The following is a 19,393-nucleotide window of genomic DNA, read 5'->3' as shown; positions in this document are numbered from 1 at the left end:
GTCGCCAGGCCAGTCGGTTGAGGCCGGCGCGCAGACCGGCGCGCCGCGTTCCCGGTACCGCCAGATTCGCCAGGCTCAGCCCAGCCCTGCCGCCCGGTCCAGATGGGTAAGGAACCGCCGCACCGCCGGAGGTCGGCTCCGCCCGGCGACGGTGGCGGCGAAGACCCGCCGGACGGAGGCGTCGTCGGGGTGCAGGCGGAGCAGGGTCAGGTCGGGCGGAGCGGCGCGTACGGCCAGGGCCGGCACCAACGCGACGCCCAGGCCGGCCGCGACGCAGCCCAGCTTGCCGGTCCACTCCGCGGCGACAATGTCGATCCGCGGCCGGAAACCCGCCGGCAGGGTGGCTCGCAGCAGGGTCTCCTCAGCGGTCGCCGAGCCAGCGATGAACGACTCGTCGGCCAGGTCGCGCAGGCGGATGGTCCGCCGGTGGGCGAGCCGATGTGTCCGGGGAACGGCCACCAGCAGCGCCTCGTCGACGAGGTGGTGCAGGTCGAAGTGGTCGCCGTCGAGCGGCTGGTCGGCCGCGGCGCTCACCACGGCGACGTCGGCGTCGCCGTCGACCAGGCGTTCCAGCAGCCCCGGCGTGAGCCCTTCGACCAGCGACAGGGCCACCTCGGGATGGTCGGACTTGAAGCTGGCCAGAGCGCGCGGCACGAGCGCGGCGACCGCTGTGGGGAACGCGCCGACCCGCAACCGGCCGGCGGACAGGTCACGCAGCGCCGCCAGGTCCCGCCGGGCGGTGTCCAGCCGGTCGAGCACGGCCTCGGTGTGGCCGAGCAGGCAACGACCCTGCTCGGTCAGGGCGACACCGCGCGGCAGCCGGTCCAGCAACGGCGACCCGGTCTCGGCTTCCAGCGCGGCGATCTGTCGGGACACCGCCGACTGGGTGTAGCGCAGGCTGCGGGCCGCAGCCGTGATGGAGCCGTGCTCGGCGACGGCACGGAAGACCTGGAGCGCGTTCAGCTGCATCCTGCCATGTTCTCCCAGCATGGCAGCGATGCATAACAGTCGCTGGTGGCATGGCTTCCCGCCACCTAGCGTTGGCGACATGAACGAGATCGCCCTGCTGGGCACGGGCACGATGGGCACCGCGATCGGCCGCCGGCTGCTGGCCACGGGCCAGCGGCTCACCGTCTGGAACCGCACGTCCGGCAGGACGGCGCCGCTCGTCGACTCCGGGGCGCGAGCCGCCGGGAGTCCGGCCGAGGCGGTCCGGAACGCCGACGTGGTGATCACCATGCTCACCGACTCGGTCGCTGTCCGGCACACGCTGGTCGACTCCGGCGCGGCGTTGGCACTGCGGCCGGGCACCCCCGTGGTCGAGATGTCCACCATCGGTCCCCGGGCCGTGGCGGAGTTGGCCGCGCTGCTGCCGGCGGGAGTGCCCCTGGTGGACGCGCCGGTCGCCGGCAGTGCCGGCGCTGCCGAGACGGGCCGGCTCGTGGTGTTGGCCGGCGGCGAGGAGGCGGCCGTCGAGCGGGTCGCCCCACTGCTGGAGACGTTGGGCACGGTCCGCCGCTGCGGTGGCTCCGGCCGGGGCGCCGCCCTGAAGCTGGTGCTCAACACCGCACTGGTCACCGCGGTCACCGCGGTCGCGGACGCGCTCGCCGTCGCGGACGCCGTCGGTGTCGACCGACGTACGGCGGTCGAGGCGCTCGGCACCGGGCCGCTCGGTGGTGCGGTCGCCCGGGCGACCGCCACGGACGCCGCGTTCGCCACCGCCCTGGCTGCCAAGGACGCCCGGCTCGCCCTCGACGTGCTGGGCGACGCGCCGGTGCCCGTTCTGCGCGCCGCCGCGTCGGCGTTGGCGGCCGCGCCCCATCCGCAGGACGACATCGCCCGCCTCACTGAGGCTGCCGCACCGGAGGAGAGAAAATGAACGTGACCCTGGACAATCCGACGACCGTCGCCGCGCCGTTCGGCGACCGGTTCGCGCACGTCGCCCGCCTCGACCTGCCAGGGGGCGCGCTGCTGATGCTCTCCGGTCAGGTCGGGGTGGACGACGCCGGCGCGGTCGTCGCACCCGGGGACGTGCGGGCGCAGTCCGAGCGGATCTTCGAGTTGATCGGTGCGCTACTCGCGGCGCACGGCGCCACCTTCGCCGACGTGCTGCACGTCCGGACCTTCCTGACCGACCTCGGTGACCTGGCCGGCTACGCGACCGTCCGCAACCGGTACTTCGTGGAGACCAGGCCCGCCAGCACCACTGTCGAGGTGAACCGGCTCTTCCTCGACGGCGCGGTGCTGGAGGTCGAGATCACTGCGGCCGTGACCACGGGCTGACCGCCATCGGCGACCGCTGGCGTCAGTGCTGGTGCGGCCGATTCCGGACGAGGGCGAGCGCGAGCACGGCGGTGGCCAGGAAGACGATGCCGTTGACCCGTAGCCCGGCCTGCACGCCGGCGGTCAGGGCCTCGGCGAGCGCTGACCGGACCGGGTCGGGCATCGCCTGGTCGCCGGTGGCGCCGGCGACCACCGCCGACTGCACGGCGGTCCGGGTGGGCTCGCCGACCTGGTGGGCGGCGAGCCGGTCGGGCAGGTCGGCCAGCATCGTGGTGGTGAGCAACGTGCCCAGCAGGGACGAGCCGAGCACCGAGCCGACCTGGCGGGCGGCGTTGACCGCGCCGGAGGCCATGCCCGCCTGGGCGGGCGCGACGCTGGCCAGCGCCGCCGCGGTCGCCGGGGCCACCACCAGGGCGCTGGCGGCGCCGAACAGCGCGAGCAGTGGCCAACGGTGGCCGAACGGGGTGGCCGGGCCCTGGGCGGCCAGCCCGAAGCTGGCCAGGGCACCGAGGACGAGACCGGCGGTGAGGGGTGCCTTGAACCCGGTACGGCGGATCATCCGCTCGGCGCCGAAGGCCGCGACCGCGTAGACACCGAAGAGCACCAGCATCCGCCAGCCCGTGTCCAGCGGGCTGAGCGCCTGAGCGCGTTCGTGGAACAGGACGAGCAGGATCGCCACGCCGGTGAAGCCGAACAGCGACACCGCGGCGACGACCATGACGGCGCTGAACGACGCGGACCGGAACAGCCGCACATCGAGCATCGGCGCACTGGTGCGCAACTCGACCAGCACGAAACTGACCAGCGCGGCGGCCGAGACGATCCAGGTCGTGGCCACCACCGGGCTGGTGTAGCCGTCCCGACCGCCCTGGATCATGGCGTAGACGGCGGCGGCGATGGCGAGGGTGCCGAGGAGCAGGCCGGGCACGTCGAGTCGGCCTGCGCTCGGCCGAGACTCGGCCACTCCGATGGCGGCCACGACGAGGGTGACCACGCCCAGCACGATCGTCGACACGTACACGCTGTGCCACTGGTGGTGGCGCAGCAGGGCGCCGGCGATGAGCGGACCTACCGCGAGGCCGATGCCGGAGGCGGCCGACCAGGCGGTGATGACCTCGGTGCGCCGGTGCGGGTCGGTGAAGGTCGCGCCGAGGATCGCCAGGCTGTTCGGCAGGATCAGGGCCCCGCCGAGGCCCGCGAGCAGCTGCCCGGCGATCACCCAGGCCACGGTGGGAGCGCCGGCCACGACGGCGCCGCCGGCGATCATGGCCACGACGCCGGCGCTGAACATGCGCCTGCGCCCGTATCGGTTGCCCAGCGTGGCGGCGGACAGCACCAGGCTCGCCACCACCAGGGTGTAGGCGCTGGGAATCCAGATCAGGGTGGTCGGGTCGACGCGCAGGTCCCGCTGGATGGTGGTCAGGGCGGAGACGGTCGCGGTGATCTGGAGGAACGTGATCATCGCGCCCAGGCACATGGCGATCAGGGTGACCGCGCGGGAGCCGCGAAGGGATGGCCGCGCGGTGGCGTCCGGCCCGGGGGCGCTCGCGTGCCGCAGGCGTGCTGGCCTGGTCGGGGCCGTGGTGCGCTGGTCGGTCACAGGGCTTCCTTGGGGTCGATCCGCGCGGGCACCGGTGGTCCAGCGCTGGCGGCGGGCGGGGAGGTGGGTGGTGGCGGTCGGGGCAGCTGAGGCCCGGCACCTGGCTATGGCAAGACGAAGCCAGCCGGACCCTAGTGAAGCACCTGACTAGCCGTCGTGCAAGTCAGGTCGTACCCTGGTGACCATGGGTGACCTCCTGGAGGACCGCGACTCCTGGTCGGCGGCGAACTGCTCCATCGCGCGCGCGATGGATATCGTGGGCAGCAGGTCGACGATTCTGATCATGCGCGAGGCTCTGCTCGGAACGCGCCGATTCGACGACTTCGTCCGCCGTGCCGGGATCGGCGAGCCCGCCATGGCGGCCCGACTCAAGGAGCTGGTCACCGCCGGCGTGCTCGAACGGATCCCCTACCGGGAGCCGGGGCAGCGCACCCGCCACGAGTACCAGCTCACCCGCAAGGGTCGTGAGCTGTTGCCCGTCATCACCGCGCTGCGCAACTGGGGCGACACCTGGGCCGCTGACGACGCCGGCCCCTCCGTGCTCGCCACCCACCGTGACTGCGGCCAGCCGGTCCGGGCTGTGCTGCGCTGCGCGGCCGGGCACGACGTTGGCGAGGGTGAGATCGACATCGCCGCCGGGCCCGGCCTCATCCGGCGCGGATGAGGACGGGTGTCATCCAGCGGGCTCGAAGACGGCCCGTACGCAGTCGTCGGTCTTGTTCTTGAACATGTCGTAGCCCTGCGGAGCCTGGTCGAGCGGCATGGTGTGAGTCGCCAGGTGCTCGGTGACGAGTTCGCCGCGCGCCATCCGTTCGAGCAACATCGGAATGTAGCGGTGGCCGTGCTGCCGCGCGCCGCGCAGCGTGAGGCCCTTGCTCAGCACCGCGCCGAGCGGGAATCTGTCCACCGGGCCGGCGTAGACGCCGAGCAGGAACACGTTGCCGCCCTTGCGGCAGTGGTGGATCGCGTCGCGGGCGGCGACCGGCCGGTCCGATTCCAGCCGCAACTGCTGCTTGATCTGGTCGTACCAGAATTGTTGGCCGGTGCCGTGCGACTCCATCCCGACGGCCTCGATGCACACGTCCGGCCCGCGCCCGCCGCTGCGTTCCAGCAGCTCACCGCCCACGTCGTGGGTCTGATAGTTGAGGGTCTCCACCCCCAGGCTTGTCTCCGCCATCCGTAGCCGGTTGTCGAGACGGTCGATCACGATCACCCGCTCCGCACCCAGCAGGACCGCTGCCCGCGCCGCCATCTGGCCCACCCCGCCGGCACCCCACACCGCCACCACGTCACCCGGCCGCACACCGCCCAGGTCGGCGCCCATCCACCCGGTCGGAGCAGCGTCGGAGGCGAACAGCGCACGCTCATCGCTCACTCCGTCCGGAACGGTGAACGCGCCCTGGTCGGCGTACGGGACCCGGACGTACTCCGCATGACTGCCGGCGAAGCCGCCGAGGGCCTGCGAGTAGCCGTAGCAGCCGGCGGGTGCGAAACCCCAGTCGCTCTCGGCGATCACCGGGTCGGTGGTGCCGTTGTCGCACAACGAGAACTGCTGCTGCTGGCAGTACCAGCAGCGACCGCACGAGACGAACGAGCAGACCACCACCCGGTCGCCCACGGTGTGCCTGCGCACCTGCGGACCGACCTCGACCACCTCACCCAGGAACTCGTGGCCGAGGACGTCACCGCGACTCAGGAACGGGATGTGGCCGCCCAGCAGGTGCAGGTCGGAGCCGCAGGTCACCGTCTTGCGCACCCTGATGATGACGTCCTGCTCGTTGCGCAGCTGCGGGTCCGGCACCTGGGTCACCGCCAGTTCGTTGGCGCCCTGCCACACGAGTGCCTTCACCGTCGTCCCCGCCGCATTGCCATCCACCCAGCCTGGGGTGCCCGCCCCTTCCGTTGCGGTGATCACCGCTGCACCACCGGAACGGGTGCGGGTGGCGGGCCGCCGGCCGGCGGCCCGCCACCGTGGATCAGAGGACGAGCTGGTGCACCCGGTCGTCCACGCCGCGTACCGCCAGCCAGGCGCTGCCGTTGGCACCAGCGGCGGCACCCGGTGCGCCCCGGAAGGCGTCGGTGGCGAACTCGCCACGGCGGAACCAGCCGCCCCACGCCCCGTCGATCAGGTTGCGCTGCCAGAGCCGGTTGTCGGCGGCCAACGCGAACAGGTAGACCCGGCCGGCGGTGGCGAGCAGGGTCGGGCTGCCGCTGGTGGTACCGCCCACGCTGGTCCAGGCCGACCAGGTGGTGCCGGTCCGGCTGCGCCACCACACCTCGTCGGTCCGGCTGCGGACCGCCACGTGCAGCACGCCGGCGTCATCGACGACCGCACTCGGCCGCCCGTAGAACGGCCGGTCCTCGGGCGCGCCGATCCCGGTCCAGCCGGTGCTCGGGGTCCGCGACCAGAGCTTGCCGTCGGCGCCGCGGACGACGAGCGTCCACTCGGTCGGGCTGGTCCAGGCCACCGTGGGTCCGTCGGTCAGCGTGCCACCGAGGCTGCGCCACGGCCCCCACTTCCCGGCGACGTAACTCCGCTGCCAGGCAGCGTTGTCGGTGCCCCGGACGAAGACGTCCAGCCGGCCACCCGGTGAGGCGTACGCCGCCGGCTGGCCGAGGATCCGGCCACCGACCGGGCCGCCGAGTGACGTCCAGCCGGTGCCCCACGTCGCGCCGGAGCGGGTGTTCACCGCCAGCGCGCCCTGCCCGTTGCGAACGAAGGCGGTGGCGTGCGTGTCGTCCACCCGGACCAGCGCCGGGCTGGCGCTGGCGGTGCCGCCGAGGCTGGCGCCGGCGACCTGGTCGGTGCCGGTCAGGCCGAGCATGGCCACCCCGTGCGCCGGGACCTCGACGGTGTACGAGCCGGTGAACGGCTGAATGCCGGCGGTGCCCGGCGCGGCGTCGACGGTGACACGGGACCACAGGTCGCGGACCGTGACCGACCCGCCGAGCGCGACATCGGCGAAGTTCACCGTGATCGTCTGCGCGGTGTCGTGCCGGTTGAGCAGGGCGACCGCCCGCCGGCCCGAGCCGGTGAGCACCTTGCTCCAGACCTGCGCGTCGACCCCGGTGTCGGCGACCTTGATGCCCTGCCGGACCAGCGGGTCCTGGTTCACCGCGATGATCTCCGGGTTGGTCAGCGCCGAGATCATCTCGCTGGGCAGGCCGCGCGGGTCGGAGCCGATCACCAACGGGGCGGCCATGATGGACCACATGCCGAGCTGCGTCTTGGACTCCTCCAGGCTCAGCTCGTACCCGCCGCCGGGCAGCGGGCGCATCGGCAGCAGGTAGTCCGGGTCGTTGTAGTGCCCCGGCCCGGTGGCCGCCGGGTGGTACGCGTTGACGTCCATGTTGCGCAGCACCCAGGGGAAGGCCCACTGCGGGGTCGGATCGGTGAGCCCCACGTCGGTGTAGGTCCGCCAGGAGTCGGCGATGGTGGGCGCGTAGGTGTAGCTCCAGGTGGAGAGCTGTTCCGGGGTGTACGGCCCGCCACCCCAGTCGGAGCTGACCGGGTTGCAGATGTTGAGCAGCATCGGCCGGGGCGACTGGCGTACCGCCTCGGCGAGCTCGCGGAAGGTGGTCTCCGGGTCCAGGCCCGCGGCCCGGCCGCAGAGCCAGTCGGCCTTGAGAGCGTCGAAGCCCCAGCCGGCGAACTGGGCCACGTCGGCCCGGTAGTGGCCGTTGCTGCCCAGCCCACACTGCCCCGGCAGGTACGGCCCGGCGTCGGTGTAGATACCGGCCTTCATCCCCTTGCTGTGGATGTACGCGGCCAGCCCGGCCATCCCGCCGGGGAACCGGGCCGGGTCGGCGACCAGCCGGCCGGCCTCGTCACGCGGGGTGGGCGCGGCCCAGTTGCCGTCGATCCAGACGTACGTGTAGCCGGCGTCCCGCAGGCCGCTGCTGACCATGAAATCGGTGACCGACCGGACCTCGGCCTCGGTGGGATCGCCACCGAGACCGAAGTAGGTGTTCCAGCCCTGGTACGGCATCGGCGCGAGCCCACTGTTGAAGAAGGCCGGCGCACCCTGGTCCTCAGCGCCGGTGGCGGCCGGGGCGTGACCGGGTCGGCCCGGCCCGCCGTGGCCGCCGGCCGGTGGTGGAGCGGTGTGCGGTGGGCCGGCCATGGCCGGCAGCGGGCCGACCAGGCCCAGGCCGAGCACGGCCAGGGCGGCGGTCAGCGGTCGGATCAGGCGCATGGGGGTACTCCTGTCCCTCGGGGGTGGGGTGCGGTGGTGCTCCGGCCTCAGTCGCGGTGCAGCACGATGAGGTCGGCGTCGTGGGTCGGGCCCCAGTGCACGGGCAGGCCGACCGCGCTGAGGTGGCTGCCGGAGTAGTGCCGATCGCCGTGCCGGTAACGGGCGGCCGGATCCAGGCCGTGCAGCGGCAACCGGACCGGGCGGGACGGGAGCAGGCCTGCGCCGTCCAGCCGGCCGGTGTGCCAGGCCAGCACGACCACCCGGCGCTCGTCCGGCGCGGTGTACTGCACCGCGCAGCGGGCCTGGTGGGGGCCTCCGATCAGGTGCACCTCGCCGTACGTGACGACGTCCCGGATCTCCTTGTACCGGGCGATCCAGCCGGCCGCCTCGGCCCGCTGTGCCGGCGTCCAGGCCCGGATGTCCGCGCCGATGCCGAGCACGCCGGCCATCGCGAGCACGAACCGGAACGCCAGTGAGCGCGGGCGCGGGTCGAACAGGCCGGGCGCGTCGGTGACCCAGGAACTGAGCAGGTGCGGGGCGTTGGCGTGCAGGAAGCCGTACTGGATGGCCAGTCGGTCGAGCGGGCCGGTGTTGTCGCTGGGCCAGAAGACGTCGGCCCGGGCGGCCATCGCCAGGTCGGTGCGCGCGCCCCCGCCGGCGCACGCCTCGATCAGCACGCCGGGGTGGTCCCGGCGCAGCCGCTCGTAGATCCGGTGCAGGTTGGCCACGTGCGCGCCGTCCAGGTCGAGCGCGCCGACCCCGTCCGGCCGCCCCGGCTCGGTACGCGGGCGGTTGAAGTCCCACTTCAGGTAGTCGATGTCGTACCGGCGGAGCAGACCGTCCACGGTGGAGTGGACGAACTCGGCGACCTCCGGCCGGCCCAGGTCGAGCAGGTACTGGTTGCGTACCGGGGTGAGCGGTCGGCCGTCGACGGCGTAGACCCACTCCGGGTGCTCGGCGTAGAGCGTGGATCGTGGGTTGACGCACTCCGGCTCGACCCAGAGCCCGAAGTTCAGCCCGAGCGCGCGGACGTCGGCGATGAACGCGTCGAACCCGGCCGGGAACTTCGCCGGGTCGGGCGTCCAGTCACCCAGGCCGGCGGTGTCGTCGTCGCGGCCGACGAACCAGCCGTCGTCCACCACGAACGTCTCCACGCCCAACTCGGCGGCGATCCTGGCGAGCGCCAACTGGCTCTCCGCCTCGACCGCGAAGTAGGTGGCCTCCCAGGAGTTGTAGAGCACCGGACGTGGGGTGAGCCGCTCCCCGGCGAGCAGCCGCTGGTGGGTGTGCCAGACCCGGGCCAGCCCGTCCAGGCCGTCCGGGCTGTACGCCCCGGTGACCACCGGCAGGGTCAGCCGGTCACCAGGGGCCAGCTCCAGCGGGCCGTCGGCCAGCTGACGGCCGGCCCGGACGCGGGTCAGGCCGCCGGTGTCCCGATCGGCGCTGATCTCCCACGAGCCGGTCCAGGCCAGCGCCACCCCCCAGGCCGGGCCGTCCGGCTCGGCCGCGTCCCGGACGGCCAGCCAGGGCACGTGCAGGTGCCCGGGCACGCCCTGGGCACTGCCGATGGTGAACGTGCCGTGGCCCAGCTCGACGTGGGAGAGCTGGAACTCCTGCGCCCACTGCCCCCACTGGTGGCTGAGCAACGCGCCGTGCGGGGTCGGTACGCAGAACCCGGCCGATCCAGCCCGGACCACCCGCAGCGGACCCGTGCCGCCGTTGGTCAGCTCGACCCACCGCTGCACCACGTCGGTGCCGGCGGGCACCCGGTAGTGCACGGTGGCGCGCAGCCCGGTGACCGGGTCGGCGAACCCGACGGCCAGCTCCCGCTGGTCGGCGTCGGCCCGTACGTCGGTGTGATCGAAGCCCACCCGGCGCTGCCCCGCGGAGGTCTCCACCACCAGGTCGGCACCGGTGAACGGCCGGTCGGCGTCGGTGGCGTACTCGATCGGGGCGGCATCTCCGGCGGTGAGGAACGGCACCGGGCCGTCGTAGGCGACCGGTGACGGCCCGTCGGAGATCCCGTGCGGGCCCCACGCGACCAGCTCCAGCCACCGGCCGTGCGCCGGCACGGTGACGGTGTACTCGGTGTGCGCACCGCGCAGCGTCCAGCGCCGCCCGGCCGGGGTGCTCACTTGACCGCCCCGAGCGCCAGACCGGAGACGAAGTGCCGCTGGAAGCGCAGGAAGACCGCGACCGTAGGCACGGCCGCGATGACCGTGCCGGCGGCGATGACGTTCCAGGAGGACACGAACTGCCCCTGGAGGCCGAGCAGCGCGGGGGTGACCGGCATGTTGTCGTCGGTACGCAGCACGGTGATCGCCCAGAGCAGGTCGTTGAAGATCCAGGTGAAGGAGAGGGCTCCGAGGGCGGCGAGCGCGGGCCGGGTCAGCGGCAGCATCACCTTGGTGAAGATCTGCGCCGGCCCGGCGCCGTCGATCGTGGCTGCCTCCTGGATCTCGCCCGGCAGCTCACGCATGAAGCCGTGCAGGACGAAGGTGTAGAAGCCGAGGCCGAAGCCGACCTGCACCGCGATCAACGCCCAGAGCGTGTCGTACAGGCCGGTCAGCTCGCTGAACTTGGCCACCGGGATGAGCAGGATCTGTGGTGGCAGCAGGTTGCCGGCGAGCATCAGCAGCAGGATGGTCCGCCGGCCGGGGATCCGGAAGCGGCTGAGGGCGAACGCGGCCATCGCGGCCAGGGCCAGGCTCAGCGCCACCGACGGGACCGTGACCAGCATGCTGTTGATCAGAGCCCGCAGCTCACCGCCGTCGGTCCACGCCTGCCGATAGGTGTCCAGGGTGAACGAGCGCGGCAGGCTGCCGACCCCGTGCGCGGCGATGTCGTCGAACGATCGGGTCGACATCACCACGACCCAGATCACCGGCCCCAGCCACAGCAGCGAGAGCAGGATCATTCCGGTGTGGAAGGCCCCGGTGCGGAGCTTGTTCATCACGCTTCCTCCCGGAACGCGCGGACCAGGTAGCCGAGGATGACCGCCAGCGCCAGCACGAAGATCACCACGGCGATCGCGGAGGCGTAGCCGAGCCGCAGGCTCTGGAACGCGGTCGAGTACATGTAGGTGCTGAGCAGCTCCGACGAGTGGTACGGCCCGCCCTTGGTGAGTGACCAGACGATGTCGAACGAGCGCAGCGAGTCGATCACGATGACCGAGAGCACCACGGCGTTGACCCCACGGAGCTGGGGAATGGTGACGTGTCGCAGCCGCTGCCAGGAGCTGGCGCCGTCCATCCGGGCGGCCTCGTGCAGCGCCGGGTCGATCGCCTTCAGCCCGGCCAGGTACAGCACCATGACGTAGCCGATCTGCCGCCACAGGGCGGGCAGGATCACCGCGTACAGCGCGGTCTGCGGATCGGCGAGCCACGGCCGGATCAGCTGTTCCAGGCCCACGGCCCGCAGCAGCGTGTCGGCGACACCGTCGGGCTGGTAGAAGACCCGCCAGACCAGCGCGGTTACCACCAGGGAGAAGACGACCGGGGTGAACAGGGCGGCCCGGTAGAAGCCGACTCCGCGCCGTTCCCGTTGCAGGACCAGCGCCATGCCGAAGCCGCCGAGCACGGAGAGGCCACCGAAGAGGACCAGCCAGATCACCGTGTTGAGCAGCGCGCCCCGGAAGGTGGCGTCGCCGGCCAACTCGACGTAGTTGTCGACGCCGACGAACGTGGGCGGCGACATGCCGTCCCAGCGGGTGAGGGAGAACCAGAAGCCCTGCAACGCTGGCCAGAAGACCCAGACGCTCTCGACCGCGAACGGCACCAGGACGAACGCCACCAGCAGCGGCGACAGTCGGGCCGACCGTCGCCGCCGCCGGGTGGGGGTGACCGGAGTCGTGGAGATCGTTGCTGTCACGTCAGCCCTTGAAGACCTTCTCGGCGCTGGTCTGCCACTCCCGCAGGATCGCGTCGATCTGGTCCGGCTTGTCCATGAACTTGGTCAGCGCGGTGTCCGCGGTCGGCTGGAGCGCGTCGCTGGAGTCGCGGTTGAAGAACTGGGTCAGTTCCTTGGCGTCGTCGAGCATCGCCTTGCCCTTGGCCACCAACGGCGAGTCGGCCGCCTTGGCCCTGGGGTTGGCCGGCAGCACGATGCCCGAGCTGGCCTTGACGTACGCCTCCTGCGCCTCGACCGAGGACAGGTAGCCGAGCAGGGCCTTGGTGCCGGTCGGGTTGGCGGTCTTCGCGCTGGCGAAGAAGCCGTCGGTCGGGGCCTCCTCGGCCACCGGCACCGCCGGGTCGATGATCGGGAACCGGAAGAAGTCCAGGTCGCCGAGGGCGTCCTTCGGCGCCGCGTCGGCGAAGAAGGTGCCGATCAGGAACATGCCGGTCTTGCCGGCCAGCAGAGCGGTCGTCGCCTCCTGGAACGGGTACGCCTTGCCCTTGGGGTCGAAGTAGGGCAGGGCCTCGCGCCAGCGGGTGAAGACCGCCTTGACCTTGGGGTCGTCGAAGCGCTGCTTGCCGGCGAGCAACTCGCGGTGGAACGGGGCGCCGTTGATCCGGATGTTGAGGTAGTCGAACCAGGCCGAGGCCACCCACGGGGTGTCGCCGAGACCGATGCCGATCGGCGGGATGCCCTTGCTCTTCAGCGTCTCGCACAGCGCCAGGAACTCGGTCCAGGTCTTCGGCTCCTGCACGCCCCACTTGGCGAAGTTGGACTTGCGGTAGAAGAAGCCCCACCAGTAGTTGTTCATCGGCACGAAGACCTGCTTGCCGCTGGCGTCGGTGGAGAGGGTGCGCAGCGACTGGGGGTAGTCGCCCAGCGACTTCCAGACGTCGGAGACGTCCAGCAGCAGGTTGCGGCTGGCGTAGTCGTTGGCGACCGAGCCCGCGTACCAGGTGTAGAGGTCCGGCGGGTTGGCCGAGGTCAGGTAGGTGGGCAGCTGGGTCCGGAAGGTCTCCGAGGCGATCGTGTTGAGGCTCGCCGTGCCCTTGCCCTGCGCGTTGAAGTTCGCGATCAGCTTCTCCATCGCCGCCTTGGCCTGCGGCGAGGAGAGATTGGACTGAATGGTGACCGCGCCGGATCCGTTGCCCGTCGTCGGCCCGCTGGCCGAGCTGGCGCACGCGCTGAGGAACGAGCTGGCGCCGAGTGCGCCCAGGCCGGCGAGCCCGAGGTGACCAAGGAATCGCCGGCGACCGGGGTCGAAGTCGCTCACGAGGGTGTCCTTCCTCTACGACACGTAGCGTCACGGCGCGATGTGTCGTCCATGTGAATGTGTGTGACCAGAAGGTTGCATCGGCACTCGCCGGCTGTCAAGATATCTTCGTAATTAATGATTAGATGAGATCCGAGGCGAGGTCAGGTGGATCAGCCTATGCGCCGGCTTGAAGGCAGGAACGCGCTGGTCACCGGCGCGACGGGGGGCATCGGTGCGGCCACCGCACGGCGGCTCGCCGCCGAGGGAGCGGCGGTCGCGCTGCTCGACGTGCGCGATCCGGCCCCGCTGGCCGAGGAGCTGACCGCCCAGGGCGGGCGAGCACTGTCCGTAGTGGGCGACGTCAGCGAGGAGGCCGACTGGACGGCCGCCGTGGCGGCGGTACGGGGCGGTCTCGGGCCGGTGGACATTCTGGTCAGCAACGCGTACGCGGTGCAGGTCGCGCCGGCGCACGAGACCAGCAGGCAGTCCTGGGACCACCAGATCGGGGTCAGCCTCACCGGCTCCTTCCTCGGCGTCCGGGCCTGCCTCGACGACCTGCGGTCGCGTGCGGGCGCGGTGGTGCTGGTCTCCTCGGTGCACGCTCTCGTCGGGCTGCCCGGCCGGCCCGCGTACGCCGCGGCCAAGGGCGGCCTGGTCGCGCTCGGTCGCCAGCTCGCCGTGGAGTACGGCCCACAGGTGCGGGTCAACACCGTGCTGCCCGGGCCGATCCTCACCGGCGCCTGGGCCGACGTGTCCGAAGAGGACCGCCAGCGCAGCGTCACGGAGACTGTGGCGAAGCGCTTCGGCACGCCGGACGAGGTGGCCGCGACAGTTGCCTTCCTCGCCTCACCGGACGCCGCCTACGTCACCGGCGCGAGCCTGGTGGTGGACGGTGGCTGGACCGCAGTGAAAGCCTCGGCCTGAGAGATCGACACCGACCAACAAGAAGGCCAGGAGAGCATTGGCACAGTACGCACGCCGCGGCGTCCACGGGCAGACCGTCGAAGCCATCGCCCGTCGCATCCTCACCGGTGAGATCGCCGCCGGGGCGACCCTGAACATCGTCGCGTTGCAGGAGGAGTTCGACGTCAGCCTGACGGCACTGCGCGAGGCGCTGAAGGTGCTCTCGGCCAAGGGCATCGTCGACGCCCGGCAGAAGCGCGGCACGTTCGTCCGGCCGCGAGCGGACTGGAACCTGCTCGACGGCGACGTGATCCGCTGGCAGTTCGCCGAAGGCGCCGACGAGCACCTGCTCGAAAAGCTGCACGAGGTACGCGCCATCATCGAACCGGCCGCCGCCCGGCTGGCCGCCAGTCGGGCCACCGAGGACGACGTGGCCGCTCTCGACCGGGCGCTGGACGAGATGGCCGAGGCCAACGGTGACCCCGCCGCCGCCGTCGCCGCCGACCTGTCCTTCCACCGCGCGCTGCTCGCCGCCACCCACAACGAGCTGCTGGAGCGGATGGAGGTGGTGATGGAGACCGGGCTCGCCGAGCGGGACCGGCTGGTGCACGGCGGCGCCCCGCACGACGACCCGGTGCCCAGCCACCGCGCGGTGGTCGACGCGCTGCGCGCACGGGACGAGACGGCGGCCGAGACCGCCATGCGTGAGTTGCTGGACAAGGCCGTCCGGGACGTGGAAAAGGCAAGGAAACAGAGGGGCAGTCGGTGAAGATCGAGCGGATCGAGACCTTCCTGGTCGCGCCACGGTGGTTGTTCTGCCGGGTGGAGACCGACGACGGGCTGGTCGGGTGGGGTGAACCGGTGGTCGAGGGGCGCGCCGAGGTGGTGCGCAGCGCGGTCGAGGTGCTCTCCGAATATCTGATCGGCGAGGATCCGCTGCGGATCGAGCAGCACTGGCAGGTCCTCACCAAGGGCGGCTTCTACCGTGGCGGCCCGATCCTCTCCAGCGCCGTCGCCGGCCTCGACCAGGCACTCTGGGACATCGCCGGGCAGGCGTACGGGGCACCGGTGCACGCCCTGCTCGGCGGTGCCGTCCGGGACCGGGTGCGGGTCTACTCCTGGATCGGCGGGGACGACCCCGACGAGGTCGCCGACGCCGCCGCCGCGCAGGTCGCCGCCGGTTTCACCGGGGTCAAGATGAACGCCTGCGGGCGGCTCTCCGCCATCCCCACCTCCGCCGAGGTGGACGCGGTGATCGGCCGGGTCGCCGCCGCCCGGGAGGTGCTCGGCGCCGACCGGGACATCGCGCTGGACTTCCACGGCCGCGCCGGGCTGGCCGCGGTACGCCGGATCCTGCCCGAGCTGGCACCCCTGCGCCCCTTCTTCGTGGAGGAGCCGGTCCTGCCCGACCAGGCCCACCACCTGCGCGACATCGTCGCCGGCACGCCGATCCCGGTGGCCACCGGCGAACGGCTCTACGGCCGCTCCGAGTTCCTCGGCCCGTTGCAGGCCGGGGTCGCCGTGGTCCAGCCGGACCTGTCGCACGCCGGTGGGATCTCCGAGGTCCGCCGGATCGCCGCGCTGGCCGAGACGTACGGGGCGCTGCTCGCCCCGCACTGCCCGCTCGGCCCGATCTCCCTGGCGGCCAGCCTCCAGGTAGCCTTCGCGACACCGAACTTCCTGATCCAGGAGCAGAGCATCGGCATCCACTACCACGCCGGCTCCGAGCTGTTGGACTACGTCGTCGACCCGGAGCCCTTCCGGTTCGTGGACGGGCACATCGCCCGGCTCGACCGGCCCGGGCTGGGCATCACCGTGGACGAGGCAGCGGTTCGTCAGGCCGCCCGTACCCCGCATGCCTGGCGCAACCCGGTCTGGCAGCACCGCGACGGGTCGTTCGCCGAGTGGTGACCGGAGCGACGTCGGTGCCGCTGCGGGTGGCGTACGACGCGGAGCGCGGCGGCCGATGGACCAGCCTGCGCGGCGGCGGCCGGGAGTGGCTCTGGCGCGGCCCGGAGCCCGGCCGGCACGAGGTACGCCCCGACGACGCGTTCATCGACGCCGGCGGGCTGGAAGAGTGCCTGCCCACCGTGCGCGGCCGGCCCGACCACGGCCAGGTGTGGTCCCGGCCGTGGCATGCCTCCGGTCCCGACACCCTGGTCATCGAACGCCCGGCGTTCACCCTGACCCGCCGGATCATCGACCGGGACGGCGTGGTGGTGGCCGACTACCGACTGGCCGCCGACCCCGGCCACCGGTTCGTCTGGGCGGCGCACGCCCTGCTCGACCTCTCCCCCGAGGCCCGCCTCGACGCGCCCGCCGGCACCCTGACCCGACTGCACCCGGAGGCCGCCGCGCTGCTTCCCCCGGGCGACTGGCCCGCCGGCAGCCCCTGGCTGACCGGGCCGTGGCCGACGCCGGCCGGGATGACGCTGGACACCCTCGGCCCGGACGACGGCACCGCGCTCGGCGCGGTGCTGCTCGACTGCCCCCGGGTCCAGGTGACCGACGGCGCCGACCGGCTGACCCTGGAGCTGGAGTGCTCCGACCAGCCCCGCAGCACCGCGCTCTGGCGCAACCTGAACGGTTGGCCAACCGCCGCCCCCTACCGCAGCATCGGAGTCGAACCGATGCTGGGCGCCGCCTTCGACCTGACCGACGCCGGCCCGGCCGACGCGGCGGTCGTCCCGCCCGCCGGTGAGGTCGCGTGGCGGCTCACCATCTCCGCCCACCGCTTCCACTGAGGACAATCTCGATGAACCTGCTTGACGAGTTGCGTACCCACCGGCTGCTGGCCATCGTGCGCGGCCCCGACCCGGCCGCCGCACTGACCGCCGTGCTCACCCTGGCCGAGAGCGGCGTCGCCCTGATCGAGGTCTCGCTGACCGGTGCCGACGCGCTCGGCACCATCCGGCGGGCCCGGGCCGCCCTCGGGCCCGACTTCGCCCTGGGCGCGGGCACCGTGCTCAGCGCAGAGGACACCCGGGCGGCGGCTGACGCCGGCGCGGGCTTCCTGGTCACCCCGGCGCTGGCACCGAGCCTCGCCGAGGCCGGCCGACTCGGGCTGCCGGTGCTCGCCGGCGCGCTCACCCCCAGCGAGGTGGTGCAGGCCAGCGGCGCCGGGGCCGCCGCCATCAAGCTCTTCCCGGCTTCCCTCGGCGGGCCCGACTACCTCGGCGCGCTGCGCGATCCGTTCCCCGGCACCGCGTTCGTGCCGGTGGGTGGGGTCGACGCCGACGGCGCGCGGCGCTACCTCGACCGGGGAGCGGTCGCGGTCGGCGTCGGCTCCCCGCTGCTCGGCGACGCCGTCCGGGGCGGCGACCCAGCGGCGCTGCGCGAGCGCGCCGCCGCCTTCCTCGCGGCGGTCCGGCCATGACCGACCTGCTCACCCTCGGCGAGACGATGGCGGCCTTCCGCACCACCGGCCCGCTGCGGCTGGGCGGCACCGCCGGAATCTCCGTTGCCGGGTCCGAGTCGACGGTGGCGATCGGGCTGGCCCGGCTCGGCCACCGGGCCGCCTGGGTCGGGGTCACCGGAGCCGACGAGCCCGGTGAGCTGGTTCGCCGCACGCTGCGCGCCGAAGGCGTCGACCTGACCTGGTCCCGGGTCGACCCGGCGGCCGCCACCGGGCTGATCCTCTTCGAATCCCGGGTCGCCGACATCAACCGGGTCACCTACCACCGCACCGGGTCGGCCGGCTCCCGGCTGCAACCGGCCGACGTCACCCCCGCCTTCGACCCGCCCGGGCCGCCGCCCCGGCTGCTGCACGTCACCGGCATCACCTGCGCGCTGGGCGCCGAGCCGTACCAGGCCGTGGTGGCGGCGGTACGCCTCGCCCGTGCGGCGGGCAGCACGGTCTGCCTGGACGTCAACCACCGGCACCGGCTCTGGTCGGTCGCCGCAGCCGCCGACGCGCTGCGGCCGCTGCTGCCCTCGATCGACCTGGTGGTCGCCTCCGACGACGAGTTGGCCGTGCTGACCGATGCGGCCGACCCGGTCGCGGCGCTGCGCGCGGCCGGGGTGACCGAGGTCGTCGTGAAGCACGGTGCCGGCGGGGCGACCAGCCACAGCGCGCTCGGCACGGTGCACCGCCCCGCCCGGACGGTGCCGGTGGTGGACACCGTCGGCGCCGGCGACGCCTTCGTGGCCGGGCTGCTCTCCGGCTGGCTGGACGGCGCCGACGCCCCGGCCCGGCTGGACCGGGCGGTCACCACCGGTGCGTTCGCGGTGGCCACCCGGGGCGACTGGGAGGGACTGCCCGACCGTGCCGAGCTGTCGCTGCTCGACCACGGGCCCGGCGGCACCGTGCGCTGACCACTGGGGGCGGCCGATCGCCGCGCCGATCGTCGAAGGAGCGAGATGGAGCTGACCGAACCGACCGTGTGGAGCGCGGACCGGTTGGAGCTGGGCGAAGGGCTGCGCTGGGTGGCCGGCCGGCTGGTCCTGGTCGACCTGCTGGCCGGGCGGCTGCTGGAGACCGCCGGCGACCGACCGGGCCCACTGCGGGAGCTGCGCCGGCTGGACGTCCCGCTGGGCGCGGTCGCCCCGGTCGCGGGCAGTCCCGGCGACTGGCTGGCCGCCGCCGGGACCGGCGTCGCCCTGCTGCCCGCCATCGGCGACCCCCGGACGGTCGCCGATCTGGTCAGCGACGGTCCCGAGCCGGCCCGGATGAACGACGCGGTCGCCGACCCGCACGGCCGGTTCTGGGCCGGCAGCATGACGTACGCCGGGGTGCCCGGTGCGGGCTCCCTGTTCCGGCTGGCTCCGGGCGCGGCACCGGTGCCGGCCGTGACCGGGCTGACCGTGCCGAACGGGCCGGCGTTCGACGCCACCGGCACCACCATGTACCTGGCCGACTCGCCACGCGGGGAGGTCGACCGGTTCACCGTCGACCCACGCACCGGGGCCCTGCACGGGCGCGAGCCGTTCCTGCGGCTGACCGCCGGGGAGGGCGGCCCGGACGGGATGACCGTCGACGCGGCCGGCCACCTCTGGGTCGCGCTCTGGGGCGGCTCGGCGGTGCGCCGCTACCGGCCGGACGGCACGCTGGATCGGGAGATCCAGCTGCCGGCAACCCAGCCGGCCGGCATCTGCCTGGGCGGCCCCGACCTGCGCCGGCTCTTCGTCGGCACCGCCCGGTACGGGCTGACGTCGGCGGGACCGGTGGATGGCGCCCTGCTCGCCGTGGACGTTCCGGTCCCCGGCCTACCCACCGCGCTCGCCGCCGCGCCGAGCACGAGCTGACCGGAGGCATGTCGGCCG

Annotated in this window: 18 protein-coding genes; 10 read left to right on the top strand and 8 right to left on the bottom strand. The window is 73.1% G+C overall.

The genetic code is table 11. The features are described 5' to 3' along the window. Nucleotides 1-75: 75 nt before the first annotated feature. The gene (locus OG470_RS10225; RefSeq protein ID WP_328423058.1) at nt 76-969 is read right to left on the bottom strand and encodes a LysR family transcriptional regulator; all 894 of its coding nucleotides are present in this window, start codon (nt 967-969) and stop codon (nt 76-78) included. 79 nt (nt 970-1,048) lie between these two features. Here OG470_RS10225 and OG470_RS10220 point away from each other — a divergent pair, with 79 nt between their 5' ends. Both OG470_RS10220 and OG470_RS10215 read left to right on the top strand, forming a co-directional pair. Continuing rightward, the gene (locus OG470_RS10220) at nt 1,049-1,879 is read left to right on the top strand and encodes an NAD(P)-dependent oxidoreductase (protein WP_328423056.1); all 831 of its coding nucleotides are present in this window, start codon (nt 1,049-1,051) and stop codon (nt 1,877-1,879) included. After that, nucleotides 1,876-2,283 carry a RidA family protein gene (locus OG470_RS10215; protein ID WP_328423054.1) on the top strand — a complete coding sequence of 136 codons (408 nt, stop codon included), beginning with the start codon at nt 1,876-1,878 and terminating at the stop codon, nt 2,281-2,283. Before OG470_RS10220 ends, OG470_RS10215 begins: the two co-directional genes overlap by 4 nt. A gap of 22 nt (nt 2,284-2,305) precedes the next feature. Here the strand turns inward: OG470_RS10215 and OG470_RS10210 are convergent, their stop codons facing one another. After that, nucleotides 2,306-3,883 (bottom strand): MFS transporter, encoded by a 1,578-nt coding sequence (locus OG470_RS10210; protein ID WP_328423052.1) that lies wholly within the window; start codon nt 3,881-3,883, stop codon nt 2,306-2,308. A 184-nt stretch (nt 3,884-4,067) separates the two neighbouring features. Here OG470_RS10210 and OG470_RS10205 point away from each other — a divergent pair, with 184 nt between their 5' ends. Then, nucleotides 4,068-4,547, top strand: coding sequence for a winged helix-turn-helix transcriptional regulator (locus OG470_RS10205; protein ID WP_328423050.1), 480 nt, complete (start codon nt 4,068-4,070; stop codon nt 4,545-4,547). Between the two features lie 9 nt (nt 4,548-4,556). Here OG470_RS10205 and OG470_RS10200 read toward each other — a convergent pair whose 3' ends face one another. The 6 genes from OG470_RS10200 to OG470_RS10175 form a co-directional block, all read right to left on the bottom strand. Continuing rightward, a complete protein-coding gene (locus OG470_RS10200; protein ID WP_328426261.1) occupies nt 4,557-5,732 on the bottom strand; it encodes a zinc-dependent alcohol dehydrogenase in 1,176 nt (391 codons plus the stop codon). Nucleotides 5,733-5,859: 127 nt separating this feature from the next. Continuing rightward, a complete protein-coding gene (locus OG470_RS10195; RefSeq protein WP_328423048.1) occupies nt 5,860-8,079 on the bottom strand; it encodes a glycoside hydrolase family 27 protein in 2,220 nt (739 codons plus the stop codon). 47 nt (nt 8,080-8,126) lie between these two features. Next, nucleotides 8,127-10,214: an alpha-galactosidase gene (locus OG470_RS10190; protein ID WP_328423046.1), complete on the bottom strand. Its 2,088-nt coding sequence runs from the start codon at nt 10,212-10,214 to the stop codon at nt 8,127-8,129. Then, entirely contained in the window at nt 10,211-11,032 is an 822-nt protein-coding gene (locus tag OG470_RS10185; protein WP_328423044.1) for a carbohydrate ABC transporter permease, read from the bottom strand. Before OG470_RS10185 ends, OG470_RS10190 begins: the two co-directional genes overlap by 4 nt. Further along, nucleotides 11,032-11,949 (bottom strand): carbohydrate ABC transporter permease, encoded by a 918-nt coding sequence (locus OG470_RS10180; RefSeq protein ID WP_328423042.1) that lies wholly within the window; start codon nt 11,947-11,949, stop codon nt 11,032-11,034. The genes OG470_RS10185 and OG470_RS10180 overlap by 1 nt, the downstream gene beginning before the upstream one ends. Nucleotide 11,950: 1 nt before the next feature. After that, entirely contained in the window at nt 11,951-13,246 is a 1,296-nt protein-coding gene (locus OG470_RS10175; RefSeq protein WP_328423040.1) for an ABC transporter substrate-binding protein, read from the bottom strand. A gap of 159 nt (nt 13,247-13,405) precedes the next feature. On the opposite strand from OG470_RS10175, the gene OG470_RS10170 reads away from it, so the two are divergent. From OG470_RS10170 to OG470_RS10140, 7 genes are read left to right on the top strand one after another with little or no spacing between them, the layout of a single operon-like run. After that, nucleotides 13,406-14,152: an SDR family NAD(P)-dependent oxidoreductase gene (locus OG470_RS10170; protein ID WP_328423038.1), complete on the top strand. Its 747-nt coding sequence runs from the start codon at nt 13,406-13,408 to the stop codon at nt 14,150-14,152. Nucleotides 14,153-14,189: 37 nt separating this feature from the next. Beyond that, nucleotides 14,190-14,900 (top strand): FadR/GntR family transcriptional regulator, encoded by a 711-nt coding sequence (locus tag OG470_RS10165; protein ID WP_328423036.1) that lies wholly within the window; start codon nt 14,190-14,192, stop codon nt 14,898-14,900. Then, the gene (gene dgoD / locus OG470_RS10160; protein ID WP_328423034.1) at nt 14,897-16,042 is read left to right on the top strand and encodes a galactonate dehydratase; all 1,146 of its coding nucleotides are present in this window, start codon (nt 14,897-14,899) and stop codon (nt 16,040-16,042) included. Before OG470_RS10165 ends, dgoD begins: the two co-directional genes overlap by 4 nt. Further along, the gene (locus tag OG470_RS10155) at nt 16,039-16,875 is read left to right on the top strand and encodes a hypothetical protein (protein WP_328423032.1); all 837 of its coding nucleotides are present in this window, start codon (nt 16,039-16,041) and stop codon (nt 16,873-16,875) included. Before dgoD ends, OG470_RS10155 begins: the two co-directional genes overlap by 4 nt. An 11-nt stretch (nt 16,876-16,886) precedes the next feature. Then, entirely contained in the window at nt 16,887-17,507 is a 621-nt protein-coding gene (locus tag OG470_RS10150) for a bifunctional 4-hydroxy-2-oxoglutarate aldolase/2-dehydro-3-deoxy-phosphogluconate aldolase (RefSeq protein WP_328423030.1), read from the top strand. Further along, complete coding sequence (locus OG470_RS10145) at nt 17,504-18,445, top strand: sugar kinase (protein ID WP_328423028.1); 942 nt, start codon at nt 17,504-17,506, stop codon at nt 18,443-18,445. Before OG470_RS10150 ends, OG470_RS10145 begins: the two co-directional genes overlap by 4 nt. Before the next feature lie 45 nt (nt 18,446-18,490). Beyond that, nucleotides 18,491-19,375 carry an SMP-30/gluconolactonase/LRE family protein gene (locus OG470_RS10140; protein ID WP_328423026.1) on the top strand — a complete coding sequence of 295 codons (885 nt, stop codon included), beginning with the start codon at nt 18,491-18,493 and terminating at the stop codon, nt 19,373-19,375. Nucleotides 19,376-19,393: the final 18 nt, after the last annotated feature.

Origin of the sequence: Micromonospora sp. NBC_00389 (genome assembly GCF_036059255.1) — a bacterium.
In the GTDB taxonomy this organism is placed as follows: Bacteria; Actinomycetota; Actinomycetes; order Mycobacteriales; family Micromonosporaceae; genus Micromonospora.
The sequence above is the reverse complement of the archived record's forward strand: the minus strand, read 5'-3'. Positions and strand labels throughout refer to the sequence as shown.

Bases quoted from the DNA above. Each gene is read 5' to 3' on its own strand.
- OG470_RS10145 (WP_328423028.1), top strand. From the start codon at position 17,504: ATGACCGACCTGCTCACCCTCGGCGAGACGATGGCGGCCTTCCGCACC.
- OG470_RS10170 (WP_328423038.1), top strand. From the start codon at position 13,406: ATGCGCCGGCTTGAAGGCAGGAACGCGCTGGTCACCGGCGCGACGGGG.
- OG470_RS10140 (WP_328423026.1), top strand. From the start codon at position 18,491: ATGGAGCTGACCGAACCGACCGTGTGGAGCGCGGACCGGTTGGAGCTG.
- OG470_RS10225 (WP_328423058.1), bottom strand. From the start codon at position 969: ATGCAGCTGAACGCGCTCCAGGTCTTCCGTGCCGTCGCCGAGCACGGC.
- OG470_RS10215 (WP_328423054.1), top strand. From the start codon at position 1,876: ATGAACGTGACCCTGGACAATCCGACGACCGTCGCCGCGCCGTTCGGC.
- OG470_RS10220 (WP_328423056.1), top strand. From the start codon at position 1,049: ATGAACGAGATCGCCCTGCTGGGCACGGGCACGATGGGCACCGCGATC.
- OG470_RS10185 (WP_328423044.1), bottom strand. From the start codon at position 11,032: ATGAACAAGCTCCGCACCGGGGCCTTCCACACCGGAATGATCCTGCTC.
- OG470_RS10205 (WP_328423050.1), top strand. From the start codon at position 4,068: ATGGGTGACCTCCTGGAGGACCGCGACTCCTGGTCGGCGGCGAACTGC.
- OG470_RS10195 (WP_328423048.1), bottom strand. From the start codon at position 8,079: ATGCGCCTGATCCGACCGCTGACCGCCGCCCTGGCCGTGCTCGGCCTG.
- OG470_RS10150 (WP_328423030.1), top strand. From the start codon at position 16,887: ATGAACCTGCTTGACGAGTTGCGTACCCACCGGCTGCTGGCCATCGTG.